Genomic DNA, 20159 nt, shown 5'->3' on the forward strand with positions numbered 1-20159 from the left:
CAAGAAAAAATCCATCTAGTATGAGCATTTCGCACTATAACCACTTCTCATTCTGGATGTCATTTGTGCAAAACAAAGAATTTTTAGAAAAAATATTTCCAGCAACTTTTACGGACTCACAGCCCTGTGTGTAGGCTGTGACAAACTATTATGGCTGTAGGAAAACTGCACATAAAGCATGTTTCTGTCTAAGGGAAAAAAGATACGGAGCAGAAAAACTATCTCCGTATCTCCTTATGCGCTGTTTTAGATTACTCGGAAGTGTCTGGCAAGCCGATGTATGTTCCACTATAAGCATACATATTTCCGTATTCATTCCCTTCCTCAGCAACAAATATAATTTCTGATGTATCAAAATTGGCTTTGAGGTATGCCATTGAATTATCTTCACAAAGAATTCGATATTTAGTGTAGCTTGTAGCGGATTTGCCAAACGACGCCTCATTTCCGTAGTATTCAAACCAAAATTCCACACCGTTACTCAGTTCTCCTTTATACGCGGATGGTGCTTCTCCTTGGTTTTCATAGAATAGCCTTATTGTCAATATTAAGTCTTCGCCGCCTTCGGTCTCAAAACATTCAAACCGTTGCCCATCATAAAAGAGCTGTTCTGATTCTTTTGGATTGTTAAGAGAATTCCTTTCGCTGTTATTTGTAAGTGTGTCATTATACGCATAGACTCCGCTGTAGTCTACCGCTTTCGATGATTGGTATGTATAGTTGGTGTAAAGAACAATAATTTCATCACGCTCAACCATGTAGTCAATAATAAAGTCGAATCGCCCATTTTCTTCGTTGTAACGATAACGTAGAACGGTTCCGTATTCTTTGTTTTCGATGACTTCTGGTTGTTCTACACGGAACGAATAGCTTGGAACAGAAACGTACAGTCCTTCCTCGGCTTCGTAAAAGCTTATCCAGTGATTCGAGTTCTCAACATCACTGTAGTACCGCCCTTGATACCATTCATAATTAACGGAATTACTTCCGCAGGATGTTAAAAAAAGCACTATACATAGGGCAACAAGAAGTTTTCTCATAAATCGATCCTCCAAAATCCTATATCAATAGCTAAAATGAACAAATACAGTATATCAGATGCCTTTCCAAAATACAACTATTAGCATATGTGAATAATGCAAATAGCAGATTAAATTGAGAACACCTATTTTGTATTATTTTATTATGCTGTAAGTTGTATAGGGATGGTTGAGATGGATTATACAAAGTTAGGAAAACGTATTCGTGAGGAACGACTCCGCTTGAATCTTACACAGGAAAAGTTATCGGAGGAAGTGGGAATTTCAACTGCCTATCTTGGCCAGATTGAGCGTGGGGAGCGTAGCGTCACTTTGGACAAGCTCATTTCCTTAGCCAATTATCTGGGAGTAACGGTGGATTTTCTCTTGGCTGACTATATTTCATCTGATGAAGATTTGAATTTGAGTCGTCTTACGCAACTATTTCACGGAAAGAGTGCGACCGAAAAGGAAATGGCCGTGAATATGGTTAAGTTGTTGTTTGCTTATACGGATGGAAAATTCTCCGGCGATACGGAGATAGAAAATAAGAAATAACCCGATTCCCTCCGTAGTGCTGGCGCACTACGGACTCTTGCTCCGCAAGAGTTTTTCTTTTTACTATTTTTCTGTTCTGAAAGAATGAAAAGCGGAAAAATTCAATCTAAACTGCGGAAGCCGCAGGCTTCCGTTTGCGAAGCAAAGGAAATCGAAAAAACTTTTCTTTTTCAAAAAAGTTATCTCCGTATCTCCGGGAATCAAGAAACAATATATTTTATTTAAAATCCAACCTTAGAGGAATTTCTAACAGTCCCCAGCGTGTCGAGTGGGTTAAATTCACTGTAATCCTTGGATAAATCCCGGCTGAACATATTGACGTATTCCTTCACGATTCCCAGATCACTATGTCCCAGCAACTTTTGAAGCCGGAAAATATCACCACCATTGAGAATCCATCGCTTGGCGAAGGTGTGGCGGTATAGATGAGCTGAAGTCTTGTTAACACCACGGCCTTTGTTATATTTTGCCAGCATTTCCTGGTAAGAACGGATATCGCCTTGACCTCCATAGGAGTTGCAGAACACATAATCATCCGCTTCTCCCTTTCGATAGGCCAGATACTCACGGAGAATCACCGCTAGCGATGTTGACATGGGGACGATTTGCGCCTTTCGATTCTTGCACTTGTTGAGTTGAATAACACCGTTTTCAAAGTCTAAATCCCTGATTTTCAGGTTGAGCACAGTGGAAATGCGATTCCCTGTTGCCAGAAGATAGTTGGAAAACACCCACGTTTTATATTCGTTGAATTCACACCGTTTGAGGTTTGGCTTTTTGAGAAGCCGCTTTAACTCTTCATCAGTGTAGGTTTCCTTGATTTTCTTGTCAGCCTTAGGTAGCTTGATTTTAAAGGGTTCCGTGTAACCCTGTTCCATAAAATAGTAGCAGTAGCAACGAATATCCCGGATATAGGATTGAACGGTCACATCATTGCAACCCCTACGCTGGAGGTAGAGGGTGAAATCATCAAGGGTTCTTTGTGTAATTTCGGCGACTTTAAAACTTGGGTTGTCAAGAAATTGATTAAAAATCTTGAAGTGGATTCCATAGACTTCCAATGTCTTATCGGATAGGTTTTTTGCTCTGCATTTTGACATAAATTCGGAAAAAGCATCAGTCAGCAATACATCAGCCGTATTAATTGGTTGCATTCTAATTTTGGGCATGGAGATACTCCTTTCTACACAGAAAAACACTCGCCGGACTACTGTAACAAGCAATGAAATCCGACGAGTGCTATTTTTATGTCCTATAAAAAGAAATAGCTCTGTAAACGGCAATCGTCTACAGAGCTTTCAAAAGGTGGTGCAGTTAAGCAATCCAAATCCGAACCTGTATTTTTGCCGTCCAGTGCCGCTTTCAGGTCATCAAAAGTGATGGTCGTTGTGCCTTCCTTGTAGTTGAAGGTAATCACCATCTTGTCATCATAAAGGAAAATAGCGTTGACAAAGGTATCAATCAACATCTTCCTGTGGGACTTCTGCCGCACGTCCAGTTTGCGGAAGCGGTGGAGCCAGAAGGTCATAAACTCGGCGCTGACCTTGGGCTTCGCCAGCTTCTCACAGGCTATCCGGGTTTCCAATTCCTCCTTGGTGGCTTCCAGTTCTTCCAGACGGCCTTTCGTGGACTTGGTTAAAATCCCCTGTTGGATAGCGTTCAGCAGGTTTTGAATGGCCGTGTCCGCCTCCCGCAGTTGTTGCTCATAGAGGGGCAAGTTCACATTCTCCCTGTCCTGCAAGTCCATCAGCATGGACACGATGGCCTCTATCGCCTTATCGTCCATCACCATCTTCATGGTTTCGCTGACTACCAAATCCTCAATCCATTCCTTCTTGACAGACTTCTTGTGGCACTCCGTCCGCTTCTTCTTGACGGACACGCACTTGTAGTAGTGATGAACATTCCCTGTGTGGCTGGTGCCGCTCTCGCCGCAGAGGTAAGCTCCGCAGTAGCCGCAGAACAGCTTGGTTGTCAGAAGATAATCGTCCTCGGCCTTGTGGCGGGCCGGGGCCTTTTTGTTCTTCGCCAGCTTCTCCTGCACCCGGTCAAAGAGGTCTTGGGGGACGATGGCGGGAATACCGTCCGGCACCACAATGTCCCGGTAGGTGTACTCCCCAATGTAACGGCGGTTGTTCAGAAGGTGCTGGACGCTGTTATAGGTCAGCTTCTGGCCCCGTGTGTTCTTCACGCCCTGCTCGTTGAGCCAGTCCCGGATAGCGGTCATGGTCGCCCCTTCGTCATAACGCTGGAACGCCTCACGCACAAAAGGGGCGGTCAGCGGGTCAAGCTGGAAATACTGCTCGCTGTCGATCTGGTAGCCGATGGGCAGGGTGCCGCCGTTGTACTTGGATTTCAGGGCGTTCTCCGTCATGCCCCGGACAACCTTCTCGGACAGGTCGGCGGAGTAGTATTCGGCGTAGCCCTCCAGCACGCTTTCCAGAATGATACCCTCGGCCCCGTCGGAAATAACCTCGGTGGCGGACACCACCTTGACCCCGTTCTTTTTCAGCGTGGCTTTATAGCGGGCGCTGTCGTAGCGGTTGCGGGCGAACCTGTCCAGCTTCCAGACGATAATCATATCGAACAGGCGCTTGCCGCTGTCCTTAATCATGTTCTGGAACTCCGGGCGGTTGTCCGTTTTGGCGGAAAAAGCCCGGTCAATGTAGTGGCGCAGGATTGTAATGCCGTTCTTCTCGGCAAAAGCGGTACACTCCCGGATTTGCCCCTCGATACTTTCCTCCCGCTGGTTGTCGGAGGAATAGCGGGCGTAAATAACAGCTTTCATGACTCACCTACCTTTACATTTTATATAGGCCCTGAACTTTCCATGGTATAAGGCACCATGTTCCATTTCCTCTCCACGGCAAAGCTGGCTTTTCATTTTTATCTTGGTAGAGGACACCAAATTCTAATGGTTCCGAAAAATGTTTTCCATTAACTTCCCAGTCTGCTTGCACCAATATGCGAGTCATTGAACAGCCACGTTCTTCAATCTCTTTAATCTCAAATGAGCAAAAGTTCTTTGGCGAAAACATTTGTCGGCATTCTCCCGCACGCTTCTTTTCAGAATTTTCATAACTGAACAGTCTTTTTAGATATAAGGAAAGTGTGCCATAATTTTTTGACTTCCATGCGTCAAAAGTTTTAATTACAGGGACTATATACTGATATTTCTCGCAATCCTCAATGGTCGGATTGGAAGGTATGTCAACTCCGACGATCACATTCCGCTTCGTCCATCGGCTTATTTCTTCCCTTTCTAAAGCATTTTCTTTTAATTTCTTTATCGACTCGGAAATAGGCGGAGGGTTATTTTCCTTTTCAAATTTTGCTTTTCGCCTTTCCTCGCTATCTTTCATGCTCATCCAATCGGCTAATGCAAACATAAGAGCAACACATTTGCATGAAACATATTCGTTTCCGTAGTTCAAATCTCTGCCATGAAGAATACCGTTTCTGTATGGAACTCGAATTTCTTCATGATTTGTTTTATTTCTTCCTTTATTGAAGATACCTTTCATTTTAGTGAGTCCATCACTACAGCCCACTAAACAGTCCCATGCTGTAACGTCAGTTCCTTCAGCAAAGAATCCTTTACTTTTGGTGTAGTCGTTCACTGCGCCATCAATGATTATAAGAAAAAGTGGGACGCTTGCATAATATCTGCCCTCAAAGTGGTCATCAAACGCTTTTTGTATAAGCTCGTATCTCTGGGCAAAAGGCTCTGCTTTGTTTTTAAGCCAATGTATGATTTCCCTAGCATCTGTTTTGTAGTAATTTAATAGTACTTCTTCGCCAGCATCTGCACCAGAAGATTCGTACTTTGAAATAGCCGCATTCATCAACGACGTATTCATGGAATCATAAGCACACCAGCCCAAATCTGTAAAATAACTATTAAACAGAATTATAGACTTCTCCATTTCTTCAACCTGCTTCTCTAAATTTTTAATTTCTGTCCGTTTATCTTTTGGAAGCAAGAAAGATATTAGCCGTGCGGCTTTTATATCAGTTTTTAATTTATTGAGACTATGTAAGTTGTTATCCATACGTCACCATTTAAGAAAAATTATCAGTTCTTATTGTTCGCCCTCCATCATGCGGAACAGGGTTTCTTTCAGCTTCTCGTTCATGGGGGATTGGGGGTCAAAACACATTTCAATGAAGCGGCGCATTTCCTCCCGCTCCGGGGTGGCCTTGGGCTTAAACTCGTATGTTACCCCTTGGGGCTTGTCCGTCCGGCCAAAGATATAGTCCAGCGACACATCAAAATAATCCGCATAACGGCGGAGCAGTTCAACGGGCGGGCTGGACTGGCCGTTTTCATAGCGGTTGATACTGGATTGTGTGGAGCCGATGGCCTCGGCCATTTTCACCTGTGAAATGCCGATGCCTTCCCGCAGAGCCTTCAAGCGCTTACCCACTTCTTTCATGTTATAACCTCCTATTCGGGTTAATCTCATTATAACCCAGTTTGTCGAAAAATGCAACCCGAAAATGCAAATGCTATTTGCATTTTATCCCCCGTCCCGGCCCACAGGCCGAACAAAGGAGCGGCGCAGATCGGCCCGTGGGGTAGGCTGGTCTGCGCCGCTTCTTTTGGTTTTGGAGGGGTGGGGACATGGGCCGCAAATGCGGACTGTGGCCAAACAACCACAAAACCGGGGGTTTCCAAGGGGGGCGGCAGTACCCCCTTGGCACACGACCTTGCTTGCAAGGTATAGTGTGTTATACCTGCTGGCGCGGCTGACGGGGGAAGCGGGGGGCGGTGCTGTTTGTCCCCCGCTTGCACCGGCAGGAAAACAGGCGGGGGTTTTGTGACCGGGAGGGAGCAAAAAGCCCGTCTGTTTTCAGAAAGCGGCGGCAGGTATACAAGCCCCCGTCCCTCGTCCTTCGTCCCCCGCAGGGCTGGGAGAAAGCGTCCCAAAGAAGCAGACCGACGAGCGTCCGTCAAGGCTGGAACAAGCAGGCTTCGCCCGGCCTTGACCGCCGCCCGTCGGCCCGCTGGAAGGCAGTCAAAGCGGCCAATCCCCTTAACGGTGCTTGGCCGCTGTCTGTTTCAGCTTGGGGCCGTTCTTCTCCCAAAATCAAAAGAGGCGGGCAAGCACCCGTGGGGCTTGCCCGCCTTGATGACCGATAAGCAAAACCGGGCGGGGCTGTCAATGGCGGCGCACAAAGTGCGCCGTTCATCTCGACCATTGACGGCCCCGGCTGGGTTTGCTATCCTGCCAGTGCAGGGACGAAAGTAGTCCAGCCAGTGCCGTCCCGCAACTCTATATCATTTTCATCTGAGAGAGTGAAGGAGTAAACAGGTTGCCGGAACCCCTTGCTGTCGGTTATGTATTCCAGCTTACAGTCAATGACCCGCACTTGTTGGGGGGACAGATAGTTGAACATGGGCACATCACGCCAAGAGAATTGCCCAGCGCAAAGACGCTCATATGCCTCTTGGGGAGAGATAACTGCTGCGTTTCCGTGAAGGGTGCTGACAGAAAGAGTGTTGTCGATCTTGTAGAGAATGCCGCCCTCTGCCACCCAGCAGGTCAATTCACCATCGGTAAGCACATCGTTCTCTACCACACATTCTGCCCGAAAAGCATACCTTCCCTTTTCCTCGTCTACGGTAATAAACTCGGCTGCGGCAGGTATTTCGATGCCCAGTTTCTCCAGAGCGGTACGGAGCTCATCTTCCGTAATGGCCCCGCCTTTATCACTGTATCGCAATTCGCTGTCCACACTGTAATCCGTGTACTCATAGGAGCGATCTTTGTAAGTTACCCACAGGGAATAGGTATGATGGTCGGTATAGAGGGCGGTATTGTCATAGTAATCCACGTCATGGTAATCATCGTCCACATCGGGAGTGCCAAATATGTTTTCAACCCCCTGCCTTCCAAGAAACTCTACAGCAAAAGCATCGCTGCTTTCTATGGTGAACGGTTCCGTCCAGTACACCCCGGACGGCCCCGGCTCGTCAGATAGTGAACACTCCGATACCCATTCTATTCCCTTGGTGTTAGCGGCGTAGATCGGAGCATCCGCAAGATTGCCGTAGGGCTGGAAATGGTAGGTGAGGAACACGCCCACCAACACAGCAGCGGACAGAACGGGAAGAATGGCATAAGCTCCAGCAATCTTTCGTCGCTTTCCCGCCAAACTGAGGAACAGCATACACAAGCAGTACCCCAGCATACCCCCCAAAATATTGCAGATCAGATCGTCCACATCAGCCTGTCCCCGACCAAGGATGTACTGGAGCATTTCGATCACAAGAGACGTGCCAGCCCCCGCTGTCAGCGTCCAATACCACCGCCGGAAAGGTTTTTCTGCCAGCGGGAGTAGCACACCCAGCGGGAGGTACATGGCGATGTTCAGCAGGGGGTTCAGCCAGATTTGCAGGGTAAAGCTGTTCCACGCCTCCCAGAACGCCAAAAATGGGCGGAGTTGGACACCCGTCTGTACACCATCCTCGCGGTTCATAAAAGTGATGGCGGCAAGCCCACCCAGGTAGCACAGCAGAAGGAGAAGCGCCATGGCTTGTCCTTTCGGAAAACGTTCCCCTTCTCGGCGGTACTTTCGGTTCAGTATAACAAGGATAGCTACACCTATTGCCAAGCCAATCAAGGCAAGGGGAATTGCATTTTGAAACAAGTAAAAAATGTATCTGATAAAGTCATGCATGGTAAACTTATCTCCCTTAAAATGATAAAAAAAGCGTGCGGCCGAAGCCGCACGCCGAAAAACGTACAACTCCGTTGCCGCGACGCAACTTTTCTACCACCCACGAGGATGCGAAAATGGAGAGTGCATTTTTACCGAAGTAAAATATGCACACCCTCATAGGTAGATATTCAGTTGCGTCGCAAAAGTATTATAGCATATTTTTTCTGGAAAAGAAAGTAGGCAGAGAGAGTTTTTGCCCTGCCTTGCAAAACAGCAAAAAATATTTTTGCCTTTTAGGAACAAATGGTGTAAACTTATGCCGTAAATAAATGGAGATAGAAAAATCTCACATGGAAAGGAGGTCAATCTTATGTCCGCTGCCTACAAATTCCCCTATGACACCCCGCTCCGTTACCTGCCCCTGGTCTATATGCTCCCCTATGATTTGCTCGTCCGCTGTCCCACCCTCCGCAAGCTGCCCCGGAACATGGGGGCGCTGAACGCCCCGGAGTGGGCCGGGGTCATTCAGAGCCAGCAGTTTCTTAACGAGGTCTTGGACGCCGTGGCGTCGCTGGCGTTCCCCCACTTCGGCTTCGGCGGCTGGAAGGAGCATTACACGGGCTGGTGTCCCGTCTGGCGCTTGTCCTACGCCCTGCCCCTGTGGGCCAAGGGCGTGGAGCGTGTGCGGGGCTGGGGCGTGCAGGCCCTGTTCGATCTGCCGTCCGACTTCGAGATACCCTTCTTTGACCCGGACGATGTGCGCTCGGTGATGAAGCAGGTGGTAGAGCAGACCATCGAGGAACAGGGCTGGGGGCCAATGCTGGAAGTGGTGCGGGAAATGCCCTGCGATGAGGATTTTGAGAAGTGGGACACCAATGCCCGCAAGGACTTCCTCCGCAAGTGGTATCATACCCGCTCCAAGCGGGTGCAGACCGTTTCGCTGGAGGAGTGTATGGAGGACGAGGACAGCAGCATTCATTCCCTGCCCGCCCCGGACGGGGACTTCACGGGGCAGGTGGAGAGGGAGGACTTCTGCCAGCGGTTCAAGGCCACCCTGTCCCAAAAGGACATGGCGATTTTAGAGCTGCGGGTGGATGGGTACACCTACGAGGAGATAGCGGACAGGCTGGGGTATAAGACCCACAGCGCCGTGGTCAAGCGCATGGAGGCCATCAAGAAGCGGTTCATTCAGTACGAAAACGAAACGGGGCGGTAAAGCCACGCAAGCCAGACACGGCGGGCGTGGCTTTTTTGCGCCCAAAACGTAATAGGCCAGCAACGCTGGCCTGTTACCATTTAGGGGGCCAGAAAGCCCTGTTTTCAAGGCTTTCCGGCCCCGGAACAGGCAGGGGTATCTACCATTCCCACCCCCGAAAACGGGGAAATACCGTCAACAAGGAGGTACAATGGCACAAAAGGCACAGCACGCAATTTTACGCTTCGCCAAGCATAAGGCGGGGCCTGCCGGGGCGCTGGAGGCCCACCACGAGCGCACCAAGGACCAGTACGCCAGCAACCCGGACATTGACACCAGCAGGAGCAAGGACAACTTTCACATTATCCAACCCGCCCAAAAGTACAGGCGGGAGATCAACAACCGTATCAAGGCGGCGGGATGCCGCACCCGGAAGGACAGCACCATGTTCGTGGATACCCTCATCACCGCAAGCCCGGAGTTCTTCACGGGTAGGAGCAAACAGGAGGTACAAGACTACTTCACGGAGGCGGTGGCCTTCATGGAGAAGAAGGTGGGCCGGGGCAACATCTTCTCCGCCGTGGTACACATGGACGAGAAAACGCCCCACCTCCACCTTTGCTTCACGCCCATCACGGAGGACGGGCGGCTGTCCGCCAAGGAGATTTTGGGCAACCGGGCGCAGCTTTCCAAGTGGCAGGACGAGTTTCACGCCCACATGAAAAAGGTGTTTCCTGTCCTCAAGCGGGGCGAGAGCGCCCTTGTTACCAAGCGCAAGCACATTCCCACATGGCTGTTCAAGCAGTCCGTAGACCTCACAAAACAGCAGCAGGCCATAGAAAAGGCAATTTCTGAAATTGGGGTGCTGAACGCCGGGAAGAAGCGGGACGAGGTTCTGGAGATGGTGGGGCCGTACTTCTCACGGCTGGAAAAGCACCTGGGGCAGATGAAGAAGTACCAAGCTACCATCGACTATCTGACGCAGGAGAACGAGGGCCTGCGGGAGAAGGTCAGGGACGAAACGGGTATCCAGAAGCAGATGGAGGTGCTTATGCTCAAAAAGGAAAACGAACAGCTCCGGCGGTTTGTGAACAGCATACCCCCGGAGGTCAGGCAGGCGTTAAAGGAACAGCAACGGGGCCAGCGGCGGCCCAAAGACCACCAGCGGTAAGGCCGCACAGCACCTTGAAAATTGAATATGACATACGGAGGTACATTTGAGCAGACGCAAGAAGCTGATAAACAACACCGACATTCCCCAGCACAAGATTGAAGCGATTGCCCGCTGTATCATGCCGGACATTCTGGCCTTTTATGAGAGTGAGGAAGGACAGCGGGAATTTGCCGAATGGAAGAAGCGGCGGGAAGCGGAGAAGCAGAAGGACAAAACGGAATAAGGGCGAAAAGGGCGGGCGCAGCCGTTTTACGGTGCGCCCGCCCTTTTTGCGTTTATGGGGCTCGTTTCTTCTTCCGTGGGCCTCTGGGCTTGGAGGTGGGCTTGCGCTTCACTCCGTTGCGGAAGTAGGTGGTTTCGTAGCGGTCAAAGAAAAGCAATAATCCGAACCCATCACCGATTGGAAATAGGTTCGGATTATATTGGTTTGGTGCGGGTAACAGGACTCGAACCTGCACGGTTTCCCAATGGAACCTAAATCCATCGTGTCTGCCAATTCCACCATACCCGCATATAATGGAGCATATTATCAGTTCGTGGACTTAAATCATGACGAAAAAGTCAAAACCTAAATCTTACGTGTCAGCCGAATTGCTCCTTGTTGTGAAAAAACTAAGGTTTTTAGGGCTTTTGCGGCATTGGCGGACGTGCCGGATTTGGTGTTAAAACCTAAATCTCGCATGTCTACCAATTCCATCACAGGCGCATATTCAATTTCCCTTTGCTCTCCTCCGTGAGCGCAACACAGCGGCCTCCAGGCCCTGTATGTCTGTCAATTCCTGCATTCCGCCGCAGGGCGTCTGCCGGAACAGTGATGCGGTGTTATTTTACCATCTGCCCACAAAAAAGTCAATTGCGCCGCCACATCGAACGTGGTATCATGAATGAGACCCCACTTTTTCGTTGGAGGAACGCATATGAATCTTACGCCGAGAGTCGCAGCCGTCCATGACATGTCCGGCCTGGGACGGTGCTCACTCACCGTGGCGCTGCCCGTGCTCTCCGCTATGGGCGCGCAGTGCTGTCCGCTGCCTACGGCGGTGCTCTCCGCACACACCGCCTTCCCCGCCTCACACCTAGCCACCTTTTTGGATCTCACCGACGAGATGGAACGGATGCTCCTGCACTGGCGGAAGCTCCATGTGAGCTTCGACGCCATCTACAGCGGCTTTCTGGGCTCCGAACAGCAGATCGGCATCCTCCACCGCCTCCTCTCCGAGTTCCGTCGGAAGGAGACCCTTGTCCTGGTGGACCCGGTGATGGGGGACCATGGAAAGGTCTATCGTACCTATACCCCTGAGATGTGCCGCCTAATGGGAGAACTGGCCGCCGGTGCAGACCTCATCACCCCCAACCTCACCGAGGCCGCCATCCTGTTGGGCGAGGACTACTCCAGCGTCCCCACCGGACAGGCCGGCATGGAGCGATGGCTCACCCGCCTCTCCCTGGAGGGCCAGCGCTCAGTGGTGATCACCGGAGTCAGCTTTGCCCCCGGGACCGTGGGCGCCGGCTGCTTTGACCGCGGCAGCGGCAAGATCCGCTTTGCCATGGCTCGGCAGGAGCACGGCGAATTCTCCGGCACCGGCGATCTCTTCGCCTCAGTGCTGCTGGGCGCCTCCCTCCGGGGCGAGACGCTGGCCGACGCCACTGCCCGGGCAGTGGATTTTATCCAGAAGTGCGTCTCCCGCACTCTTGCGGCAGGGACCCCCGTGCTGGACGGCGTGCAGTTCGAGCCGCTTCTGAAAGAACTGGTGTAAAAATAAGCCCGCGCCCGGAGCAAGATCGCTCGGGGCGCGGGTTTATTTTGCCGTTGGGCGGCAGCACCCCGCTGTGCATGCCTGCATACGAGGCGCCCTCATGTGCCGCTTTTCTTCCGCTGGACGTGCCAGCAGATCCGTGCCAGGAGGCGGTCCGGCACCAGACGCTGGGCCAGACGGACCGCTTTCATCCGGGCCCCGGGCACAATGACCGGCTTCCCCCGAAACATGCCGTTCACCGCGCACTCCGCCACCCGCCTGCTGCTCAGGCTGGGCGCGGAAAAGCACACGTTAGCCACCTGGTCGAATTCCGTCTGCACGGGGCCGGGGCACAGCACACTAATCCTCACTCCGCTCCCCGCCCGGCGCAGCTCCTCGGCCACCGCCTCAGACAGTCGGAGCACATAGGCCTTGGAGGCGTAGTAGGAAGAGAGCAGCGGTCCAGGCAGAAAGGCTGCCGAGGACGCTACATTCAGGATGTACCCCCGATCCTTGGCCTCCAGATCCGGGAGAAACAGCTTCATAAGCATATGCATGGCGATGATATTCACATCCAGCATCCCCAGCTCTGCTTCCAGGTCAGTCTCGTCAAAGGGGCCGAAGAGCCCCAGTCCGGCATTGTTCACCAGGATATCGATGTTCTCGCCCTGTGCCGCCCGGTACAGGGCCCGACACCCCTCCCGGCTGGAGAGGTCCGCCGGGAGAATCGTGACCCGCACCATACTCAACTCTGAGGCCAGTGCCCTCAGCCGCTCCTCCCGCCGGGCGGTCAGCACGAGGTCACAGCCTCGTGCGGCCAGGACCCGGGCGATCTCTCTTCCTATCCCGGAGCTTGCTCCGGTAACCAGCGCCTTCATGGTGCAGCGCCTCCTTTTGTATCGGGTAACGGCCCTGACGGGTCGTCGTGGGTGTATTATACTACAGTACTCACAGCTTTTCCAAGCCTCCGCCCCTTTTATTCCCCCGCTCTCAGCCGGAACAGCTCCCGGACGCGTACCCCCTGGGCATGGAGCGCCGCCAGATACAGCACGCCTCCAAAGACAAGGCAGACCACCGCCGCATGGAGCGCGGCGAGCCCCCTGTCCTGGAGGATGGCAAACTGGAGATTGATCACCAGCCCCGCCAGAAGCGCAGCCAGTCCGGGCGCCGTCACCCACAGGAAGAGTTGAGGACGCAGGCCGGTCGCCCGGTGGAGGGAGGCCATGCCCAGCACCACTCCCAGCAGAGAACTGATGAGAAAGGCCCACACATAACCCAGGAGCCCCACGCCGGGTACGCCCACCGTAAAAAAGACGATGACCAGCTCTACCGCCCCGCACAGCAAGGCGTTCCGGGCGGCGGCGGGCTGACGCCCCACCCCATTGAGTGCACAGGAGAGTACCGACTGATAGCAAGAGAGCGCCACCCCCACGGAGAGGGGGGCCAGATAGTCTCCCACGGCGGGCTCTTTGAAGAGGGCGGAGCCCAAGGTGGGCCCCAACACCACCAGAAAGGCCATGGCCGGGAGCATGAGCACCGATGTCCCCAGCATGGCCTTGGAGATACGGCGGTGGACCTCTCCGCGCCGCTTCAGGGCGGTGGACTCGGCCAGCTTTGGGACCAGCACCAGCCCCAACGCGGCGATAAAAGCGGTGGGCAGCGTCAGCAGAGGCAGGGTCATGCCAAACATGACGCCGAAGGCCGAGATGGACGCCGAGACCTCCATCCCCCCCTGGACCAGCTTCTGGGGGATCAAAATGGCGCAGACCGACCCCATCAGATTCCCCAACAGGGAGGTAGCGGCAATGGGCAGCGCAATGCGGGCAATGCGGTGGTTCAGGCGGCCGGACGCCTCTCCCGCCCCCAGCGGACCATCCATCCCCCACCGCCAGCGGCGGTGCAGGAGGGTGAGCGCGCAGGAAGAGAACACCTCGCAGATCACCATGCCTGTAACGATGAGCCCCACCGTCCGCTCCGGATTCTGGGGCAGGAAGAGCACCAGCAGCCCCAGCACCGCACACGTCCGTACCAGTTGCTCCAGCAGCTCGGTAAAAGCCGGAGGACGGATCATGCCCGCACCGTAAAAGGCGTGTTTGTGGAGATTCTCCACCCCGGTGAGGAGGATGCAGGGCAGCAGGATCACCAGCCCCAGTCTGGTCCGGGCATCCCCCAGGAGGTAGACTGAGATGGGGTCGGAGAAAAGGACGACTCCAAGCGTGGGAAGGGCCAGCAGCCCCAGGAGCAGCAGCAGGCACCGGCGCAGCACCTGCCACGCCGCCCGCCAGTTGCCCAGGGCCTGATATTCGGAGGTAAGTGTGGATACCGCCGCCGTAAGGCCCACCGCGGTGACGGAGAGAAGGACGGAATAGACCGGCATGATGAGCTGATAGAGCCCCATGACCTCCGAGCCGATGAGCCGTGAGAGCAGAATACGGTAAAAGAACCCCAGGAGCTGGTTCACCAGCCCGGTGGCCGTCAGCAGCAGGGTCCCATAGAGCATGGACGTGCGGTCAAGTTTCAAAAGAGCGCCCCCTTTCCCAAAATACATATTCTCCGCGTACCCGAAACATGTGGGGAGACAGGCTTTCCCCGCCTTTGTTTCAACGCTTTACAGCGGCAGGGTATCCGTGGTATGATAACGCAGAACCACGTTTTCAGTCGACGGAAAGGAGTCTTTTTCATGCCGGCCACATTCATCAACGCCGCTCTCGTCCTGTTGGGCAGCCTGCTGGGCATGCTCTTCAAGGACCATATCGGGGCGCGTTTTCACTCCATCCTCACCCACGCCCTGGGCCTGTGCGTCCTGGGTATCGGCATCTCCTCCGCCGTGGGGACGGAGAACACCCTGTGTGTCATCGTGTGCATGGTGCTGGGCACCATCCTGGGAGAGGCTCTGCGGATCGAAGACCGCCTGGACTCCGTGGGCGAGGTGCTGCGGAAAAAGCTGGTCCATGGAGGTGGGAATACCCGCTTCACCGAGGGCTTCGTCACCGCCTCCGTCCTCTTCTGCGTGGGCTCCATGGCCATCATGGGCTCCATGGAGGCGGGCATCCAGGGCAAATACGACATCCTGATCTCCAAGGGGGTCATCGACGGCGTTACCGCCATCACATTCGCCTCCGCTATGGGGCTGGGCGTGGCCTTCTCCGTCGTCCCCCTCCTCCTCTACCAAGGCGGCCTCACACTTCTCTTCTCCTGCGTGGGTCCCTTCCTCGACCCGGCCGCCATCACGGAGATGAGCGCTGTAGGCGGCACCATCATCATGGGCATCGCCGTCAACATGCTGGGGCTGGGCAAGGGAAAGATCCGCGTGGGCAACATGCTCCCCGCCATTTTCCTGCCGCTGCTGCACCTCCCGGTCGAATCTCTGCTCTCCAGCTTGCCGATCTGATTGCCCATATCGTTCCGATTGTCGGAACGTCTTTCTCCCTCCCGCCGGGTCCGCCCTTGCTCCCCGGTGTTTTGCGTGAAATTCACAGGATTCAGATCCCTTCTCCAGTTTTTTTATGCAATTCACAAAAAGTTTTCATTTCCGGATTTGGCGGGTCAGATGTTCAAAAAATCTTTTGAATTGGTACTACCACCCGTGAATTCCTTGAAAAAAGGAACTTTGCTTTGGTATGTCTCCGGGTTTCGGAACGAAGATTTTCCCTTTTTGCCTCTTGCGCGCAGAGAGGAAAGAGACTATACTTATAGATGCAAAAATCCGGATGGGAAAGCGTAAAAACGCAACATAAGGAGGCAGCAAAGTATGGGATTTGTCAAAGTTGAGCAGCAGGGCCATGTGGGGATTCTGACCATTGACCGTCAGGAGGCCCTCAACGCCCTCAACAGCCAGGTTCTCAACGACCTGGATGCCGCCATCGACGAGGTCGCGGCCAATGACGACGTCTATGTGGTCGTCCTCACAGGCGCGGGCCGCAGCTTTGTGGCGGGCGCGGACATCGGCGAAATGAAGGGTTTCTCCTCCGCCGACGGCAAGAAGTTCGGCGTCCACGGCGGCGGCGTGTTCCTGAAGCTGGAGAACATGGCCAAGCCGGTCATCGCCGCGATTAACGGCTTTGCCCTGGGCGGCGGCTGTGAACTGAGCATGGCCTGCGACATCCGTCTGGCCAGCGAGAAGGCCAAGTTTGGTCAGCCCGAGGTGGGCCTGGGCATCACCCCCGGTTTTGCCGGTACCCAGCGACTTCCCCGCATCGTGGGCATCTCCAAGGCGATGGAGCTGATCCTCACCGCCAAGGTCATCGGCGCCGCCGAGGCCAAGGCCATCGGTCTGGTCAGCGAGGTCTATCCCCCCGAGGAGCTGATGCCCAAGGCTCTGGAACTGGCCAATGCCATCTGCGCCAACGCCCAGATCGCTGTGCAGGAGTCCAAGCGCTGCATCCGCATGGGCATGCAGACCGATATCTCCACCGGCTCCGCTTTCGAGGCCGAGGCTTTCGGCGTCTGCTGCGGCACGGAAGACAAGGATGAGGGCATGGGCGCGTTCCTGGAAAAGCGCGCTGAAAAGCACTTCAAAAACAAATAACCGTGTCTCCCGTCATCGCACGTCCGGACGATCAGGTCTGGAATATGATTTTGCAGGATCTACATAAAAATGAAAAGGGGTATGCTATTATGAAAAAGATCGTAGTCATCGGCAGCGGCACCATGGGGCTGGATATCGCCCAGGTCTTTGCCAAGAAGAGCTTTGACGTGGTCGTCCGCGACATCAGCGACGAGATCCTCAAGGCCAACGAGGCCCGCCTGAACAAGAGCCTGGACAAGCTGGTGGCCAAGGGCAAGATGGACGAGGCCAAGAAGGCCGACATCCTGGCCCACATGAGCTTCACCACTGACCTGAACCAGGCCGCCGACGCCGACCTGGTCATCGAGGCCGCCACTGAGAACCCCACCATCAAGAAGGGCATCTTCACCGACCTGGACGGCATCTGCAAGCCCGAGACCATCCTGGCCTCCAACACCTCCTCCATCTCCATCACCGAGATCGGCGCCGTCACCAAGCGCCCCGAGCAGGTCATCGGCATGCACTTCTTTAACCCCGCCACCGTCATGAAGCTGGTGGAGGTCATCCGCGGCGCCAAGACCTCCGACGAGACTTACTCCACCATCGCCGCCCTCGCCTCCGAGCTCGGCAAGGAGCCCGTCGAGGTCAACGAGGCCCCGGGCTTCGTCGTCAACAAGATCCTCATCCCCCTGGTCAACGAGGGCATCGACCTCGTCTACACCGGCGTCGCCTCCGTCGAGGGCGTGGACAAAGCCATGAAGCTGGGCGCCAACCACCCCATGGGCCCCCTCGAGCTGGGCGACCTCATCGGCCTGGACGTCTGCCTCGCCATCATGGACGTGCTCTACCAGGAGACCGGCGACTCCAAGTATCGCGCCTCTCTCCTCCTCCGCAAGATGGTCCGCGCCGGCTACCTCGGCCGCAAGACCGGCAAGGGCTTCTACGACTACTCCAAGAAGTAAATCCTTCCCTATGTCCGATATCCGCCCCCTCTATATGGAGGGGGCGGATTTTTTGTCCCGGCCTTGCATCCGCCGCCTCCCTCCGGTATAATCAAATCTGACCTTATTCCCCATAAGATCCTTTTTTATTCTTACAAGGTCAGATTGGAGGCCGACCATGCTGACGCCCGTACTGGACCCCTCGCTGGGCCGCCCGCTCTATGAACAGCTCTATCTCCAGCTCCGCCGCGACATCGAGTCCGGCTCCCTGATAGCCGGTGAAAAGCTGCCCTCCAAGCGCGCCCTCTCCGCCCACCTCAAGGTGAGCGTGGTGACGGTGGAGGGTGCCTATGGCCAGCTTCTGGCCGAGGGCTATATCCGCTCCGAACCCAAGCGCGGCTTTTTTGTCTCGCCTCTGGAGATCGCCTCACCCCCAGCCCAACAGGCGCCTTCCGTGCCTGTTTCGGAGGCGGCGGCCGCCCCCGTCCCGGAGTATGATTTTGCCACCAACGCTGTGGACGCCGTCCATTTTCCCTTTTCCACCTGGGCCAAGCTGATGCGCCAAGTGCTCACCCGGGAGGACAGCGGACTTCTTTCCGCCATCGAGCCCCAGGGCGTCCCTGCCCTGCGGGCGGCCATCGTCCAATATCTCCATGATTTCCGGGGCATCACCGCCAGCCCCGATCAAGTGGTGGTGGGAGCCGGTTCGGAGTATCTCATCGGCATCCTCTTTCAGCTCCTGGGCCGTGAGGGAGGGTACGCAGTGGAGGACCCCGGTTACCTGAAGGTGAGCCGTATTCTGGCCCATCAGGGGGCCCTGGTCTGCCCCATTCCGCTGGACGACCAGGGGCTGCGTGTGGATGCCCTGCGCTGGTCCGGCGCCAGGGTGGTCCACGTGACCCCCTCCCACCACTATCCCCTGGGCACTGTCATGCCCGTGGGGCGGCGGCGTGAGCTCCTCTCCTGGGCCGCCGAGATCCCGGAGCGGTACATCATTGAAGACGATTACGACAGCGAGTTCCGCTTTTCCGGTCGTCCCATCCCCGCCCTCCAGAGTCTGGACGGCGGGGAGAGAGTGGTATACCTCAATACCTTTGCCAAAAGTCTGGCCCCCTCCCTACGCATCGGCTATATGGTGTTGCCCCCCCATCTGGCGGAGCGCTACCGTCGCGATTTTCTCTTCTACTCTTCTACGGTCCCCTCCTTTGAGCAGTACACCCTCTCCCGCTTCCTGGAGGGAGGACATTTCGAGCGTCACATCGCCCGGATGCGGGTGGAGTACCGGGACCGCAAGGCCGCCTTGGCCGCCTGCGTCCGTGACTTCGGCATCCCCGGGACCCTGTCCGGGGCGGATGCCGGGCTCCACATGCTCCTGCGCATGGAAAACGGTCTCAGTGAGGAGACGCTGGTCCGCCGGGCGGCGGAATACGGGGTGGCGGTGTACCCGCTCTCCGACTGCTGTCTCACTCCGCCGCCGCCCGACGCGCCTCCCACCCTGGTCATGGGATACGCCCGTCTCAAGGTGGCGGATATGATTTCTGCCTTTCGCCGCCTCCAGCGCGCCTGGCTATAAGGAGGGGTGGCTATGGAAGGCTGGTCTGTTCTCTCCGGGGACCTGCTCCATTTCTTTGCCCACGGCGTCCCCGGCATGTCTGCCGCACATCGGGACTGCATCGCTCTCCCCGTGTGGAGCTTCCTGCACCGGCTGCCCCCGGAGCCGGCGTTCGAGCAGCTCTTTCAGGAGGTGGCCCAGCGGTGCGGCACCTGCTATTACCCCCTCGAGCTCAAGGCGATCCTCTCCCTGCTGGATTTTTTTCGGGGACGTTTTGGGGACTTCTCCATTCTTTCTCTTCAGAAGATGCTCCTGCCCTATGCCTATTTCCTGCCCATGGGGACCTACCGCCGCTACTCTGAGCGCCAACTCCAGGTCCGGATGACGGACAGCTTTTCCGACCTCTTCCCCACATACCGTCTGCTGGGTCAGGAGTACTTACTGCCCGACGGGGGCCGGGTCGATCTTCTGGCCATGGAGGGGGACCGCGCGGTCCTCTTCGAGCTCAAACTGGGGAACGCGGACCCCACGCCACAGTTGGAGCGCTACGCCCGGATGTTTCAGGACCCCATTCTGATCGGCGTCACGGAAAAAGCTCTGCCCGGCGCGCTCTGCCGCCCGCATGTCACCTATTACACCTATCACAGCCTCAACGATCTTGTGCTGGAGCACTTGAGGGAACGTCAGCTCCGGATGCCGGGCGGGGACCTGACACAGCTGCGCGAACTGGTGCTCAGCTGCTATTCCTGCTGATGCTGTAAGAGATCCGTAAGAATTTTGTCGCCGGGTCCGTAAGAGTTTCCTGCTATGC

The 20159-nt window shown here is 54.8% G+C and carries 19 protein-coding genes and 1 tRNA gene; 10 read left to right on the top strand and 10 right to left on the bottom strand.

Features of this window, described 5'->3' with window-relative positions; genetic code table 11:
- Positions 1-251 precede the first annotated feature (251 nt).
- Positions 252-1040, bottom strand: coding sequence for a putative periplasmic lipoprotein (locus tag SRB521_RS12050; RefSeq protein ID WP_116722565.1), 789 nt, complete (start codon positions 1038-1040; stop codon positions 252-254).
- A 174-nt stretch (positions 1041-1214) separates the two neighbouring features.
- Between SRB521_RS12050 and SRB521_RS12055 the strand changes: the two genes are divergently transcribed.
- The gene (locus SRB521_RS12055; RefSeq protein WP_116722564.1) at positions 1215-1577 is read left to right on the top strand and encodes a helix-turn-helix domain-containing protein; all 363 of its coding nucleotides are present in this window, start codon (positions 1215-1217) and stop codon (positions 1575-1577) included.
- Between the two features lie 221 nt (positions 1578-1798).
- Here the strand turns inward: SRB521_RS12055 and SRB521_RS12060 are convergent, their stop codons facing one another.
- From SRB521_RS12060 to SRB521_RS12080, 5 genes are all read right to left on the bottom strand, one after another.
- Positions 1799-2746 carry a tyrosine-type recombinase/integrase gene (locus SRB521_RS12060; protein ID WP_116722563.1) on the bottom strand — a complete coding sequence of 316 codons (948 nt, stop codon included), beginning with the start codon at positions 2744-2746 and terminating at the stop codon, positions 1799-1801.
- An 83-nt stretch (positions 2747-2829) separates the two neighbouring features.
- Positions 2830-4365 carry a recombinase family protein gene (locus SRB521_RS12065; protein WP_116722562.1) on the bottom strand — a complete coding sequence of 512 codons (1536 nt, stop codon included), beginning with the start codon at positions 4363-4365 and terminating at the stop codon, positions 2830-2832.
- 13 nt (positions 4366-4378) lie between these two features.
- Positions 4379-5629, bottom strand: a complete 1251-nt coding sequence (locus tag SRB521_RS12070; RefSeq protein WP_116722561.1) for a hypothetical protein — start codon at positions 5627-5629, stop codon at positions 4379-4381.
- A 30-nt stretch (positions 5630-5659) separates the two neighbouring features.
- Entirely contained in the window at positions 5660-6013 is a 354-nt protein-coding gene (locus tag SRB521_RS12075) for a helix-turn-helix domain-containing protein (protein ID WP_116722560.1), read from the bottom strand.
- A gap of 787 nt (positions 6014-6800) precedes the next feature.
- Entirely contained in the window at positions 6801-8114 is a 1314-nt protein-coding gene (locus SRB521_RS12080; protein ID WP_165816325.1) for a VanZ family protein, read from the bottom strand.
- Between the two features lie 499 nt (positions 8115-8613).
- Here SRB521_RS12080 and SRB521_RS12085 point away from each other — a divergent pair, with 499 nt between their 5' ends.
- From SRB521_RS12085 to SRB521_RS12095, 3 genes are all read left to right on the top strand, one after another.
- A complete protein-coding gene (locus SRB521_RS12085; protein ID WP_116722557.1) occupies positions 8614-9459 on the top strand; it encodes an RNA polymerase sigma factor in 846 nt (281 codons plus the stop codon).
- A gap of 190 nt (positions 9460-9649) precedes the next feature.
- Positions 9650-10609 carry a MobV family relaxase gene (gene mobV, locus SRB521_RS12090; RefSeq protein ID WP_116722556.1) on the top strand — a complete coding sequence of 320 codons (960 nt, stop codon included), beginning with the start codon at positions 9650-9652 and terminating at the stop codon, positions 10607-10609.
- Positions 10610-10655: 46 nt separating this feature from the next.
- Complete coding sequence (locus SRB521_RS12095; RefSeq protein ID WP_116722555.1) at positions 10656-10835, top strand: hypothetical protein; 180 nt, start codon at positions 10656-10658, stop codon at positions 10833-10835.
- Between the two features lie 205 nt (positions 10836-11040).
- Here the strand turns inward: SRB521_RS12095 and SRB521_RS12100 are convergent.
- Together SRB521_RS12100 and SRB521_RS16735 are read right to left on the bottom strand one after the other, a co-directional pair.
- Positions 11041-11123: transfer RNA gene (locus tag SRB521_RS12100), tRNA-Leu, on the bottom strand.
- Between the two features lie 57 nt (positions 11124-11180).
- The gene (locus tag SRB521_RS16735; RefSeq protein ID WP_276330670.1) at positions 11181-11312 is read right to left on the bottom strand and encodes a hypothetical protein; all 132 of its coding nucleotides are present in this window, start codon (positions 11310-11312) and stop codon (positions 11181-11183) included.
- A 217-nt stretch (positions 11313-11529) separates the two neighbouring features.
- Here SRB521_RS16735 and SRB521_RS12105 point away from each other — a divergent pair, with 217 nt between their 5' ends.
- On the top strand, positions 11530-12369 hold the full coding sequence (locus SRB521_RS12105; RefSeq protein ID WP_075704394.1) for a pyridoxamine kinase: 840 nt from the start codon (positions 11530-11532) through the stop codon (positions 12367-12369).
- 98 nt (positions 12370-12467) lie between these two features.
- Here SRB521_RS12105 and SRB521_RS12110 read toward each other — a convergent pair whose 3' ends face one another.
- Both SRB521_RS12110 and SRB521_RS12115 read right to left on the bottom strand, forming a co-directional pair.
- Entirely contained in the window at positions 12468-13226 is a 759-nt protein-coding gene (locus SRB521_RS12110) for an SDR family NAD(P)-dependent oxidoreductase (RefSeq protein WP_058118216.1), read from the bottom strand.
- A 98-nt stretch (positions 13227-13324) separates the two neighbouring features.
- Positions 13325-14869 (bottom strand): putative polysaccharide biosynthesis protein, encoded by a 1545-nt coding sequence (locus tag SRB521_RS12115; protein WP_242976600.1) that lies wholly within the window; start codon positions 14867-14869, stop codon positions 13325-13327.
- A gap of 159 nt (positions 14870-15028) precedes the next feature.
- Between SRB521_RS12115 and SRB521_RS12120 the strand changes: the two genes are divergently transcribed.
- The 5 genes from SRB521_RS12120 to SRB521_RS12140 all read left to right on the top strand — a co-directional run bounded on the left by SRB521_RS12120 (position 15029) and on the right by SRB521_RS12140 (position 20101).
- Positions 15029-15739: a DUF554 domain-containing protein gene (locus SRB521_RS12120; RefSeq protein WP_075704395.1), complete on the top strand. Its 711-nt coding sequence runs from the start codon at positions 15029-15031 to the stop codon at positions 15737-15739.
- Positions 15740-16099: 360 nt separating this feature from the next.
- Complete coding sequence (locus SRB521_RS12125; RefSeq protein ID WP_033118609.1) at positions 16100-16876, top strand: enoyl-CoA hydratase-related protein; 777 nt, start codon at positions 16100-16102, stop codon at positions 16874-16876.
- An 89-nt stretch (positions 16877-16965) separates the two neighbouring features.
- The gene (locus SRB521_RS12130) at positions 16966-17817 is read left to right on the top strand and encodes a 3-hydroxybutyryl-CoA dehydrogenase (protein WP_075704396.1); all 852 of its coding nucleotides are present in this window, start codon (positions 16966-16968) and stop codon (positions 17815-17817) included.
- A gap of 157 nt (positions 17818-17974) precedes the next feature.
- On the top strand, positions 17975-19369 hold the full coding sequence (pdxR, locus tag SRB521_RS12135; RefSeq protein ID WP_075704397.1) for a MocR-like pyridoxine biosynthesis transcription factor PdxR: 1395 nt from the start codon (positions 17975-17977) through the stop codon (positions 19367-19369).
- Between the two features lie 12 nt (positions 19370-19381).
- Positions 19382-20101: a hypothetical protein gene (locus SRB521_RS12140; RefSeq protein ID WP_075704398.1), complete on the top strand. Its 720-nt coding sequence runs from the start codon at positions 19382-19384 to the stop codon at positions 20099-20101.
- The last annotated feature ends 58 nt before the right edge of the window (positions 20102-20159 follow it).

The organism is Intestinimonas butyriciproducens (assembly GCF_004154955.1).
In the GTDB taxonomy this organism is placed as follows: Bacteria; Bacillota; Clostridia; order Oscillospirales; family Oscillospiraceae; genus Intestinimonas; species Intestinimonas butyriciproducens.

Excerpts from the sequence above, each read along its gene's own strand:
- SRB521_RS12050 (WP_116722565.1), bottom strand. The coding sequence starts at position 1,040 with ATGAGAAAACTTCTTGTTGCCCTATGTATAGTGCTTTTTTTAACATCC.
- SRB521_RS12055 (WP_116722564.1), top strand. The coding sequence starts at position 1,215 with ATGGATTATACAAAGTTAGGAAAACGTATTCGTGAGGAACGACTCCGC.
- SRB521_RS12060 (WP_116722563.1), bottom strand. The coding sequence starts at position 2,746 with ATGCCCAAAATTAGAATGCAACCAATTAATACGGCTGATGTATTGCTG.
- SRB521_RS12065 (WP_116722562.1), bottom strand. The coding sequence starts at position 4,365 with ATGAAAGCTGTTATTTACGCCCGCTATTCCTCCGACAACCAGCGGGAG.
- SRB521_RS12070 (WP_116722561.1), bottom strand. The coding sequence starts at position 5,629 with ATGGATAACAACTTACATAGTCTCAATAAATTAAAAACTGATATAAAA.
- SRB521_RS12075 (WP_116722560.1), bottom strand. The coding sequence starts at position 6,013 with ATGAAAGAAGTGGGTAAGCGCTTGAAGGCTCTGCGGGAAGGCATCGGC.
- SRB521_RS12080 (WP_165816325.1), bottom strand. The coding sequence starts at position 8,114 with ATGGCGCTTCTCCTTCTGCTGTGCTACCTGGGTGGGCTTGCCGCCATC.
- SRB521_RS12085 (WP_116722557.1), top strand. The coding sequence starts at position 8,614 with ATGTCCGCTGCCTACAAATTCCCCTATGACACCCCGCTCCGTTACCTG.
- mobV (WP_116722556.1), top strand. The coding sequence starts at position 9,650 with ATGGCACAAAAGGCACAGCACGCAATTTTACGCTTCGCCAAGCATAAG.
- SRB521_RS12105 (WP_075704394.1), top strand. The coding sequence starts at position 11,530 with ATGAATCTTACGCCGAGAGTCGCAGCCGTCCATGACATGTCCGGCCTG.
- SRB521_RS12110 (WP_058118216.1), bottom strand. The coding sequence starts at position 13,226 with ATGAAGGCGCTGGTTACCGGAGCAAGCTCCGGGATAGGAAGAGAGATC.
- SRB521_RS12120 (WP_075704395.1), top strand. The coding sequence starts at position 15,029 with ATGCCGGCCACATTCATCAACGCCGCTCTCGTCCTGTTGGGCAGCCTG.
- SRB521_RS12125 (WP_033118609.1), top strand. The coding sequence starts at position 16,100 with ATGGGATTTGTCAAAGTTGAGCAGCAGGGCCATGTGGGGATTCTGACC.
- SRB521_RS12130 (WP_075704396.1), top strand. The coding sequence starts at position 16,966 with ATGAAAAAGATCGTAGTCATCGGCAGCGGCACCATGGGGCTGGATATC.
- pdxR (WP_075704397.1), top strand. The coding sequence starts at position 17,975 with ATGCTGACGCCCGTACTGGACCCCTCGCTGGGCCGCCCGCTCTATGAA.
- SRB521_RS12140 (WP_075704398.1), top strand. The coding sequence starts at position 19,382 with ATGGAAGGCTGGTCTGTTCTCTCCGGGGACCTGCTCCATTTCTTTGCC.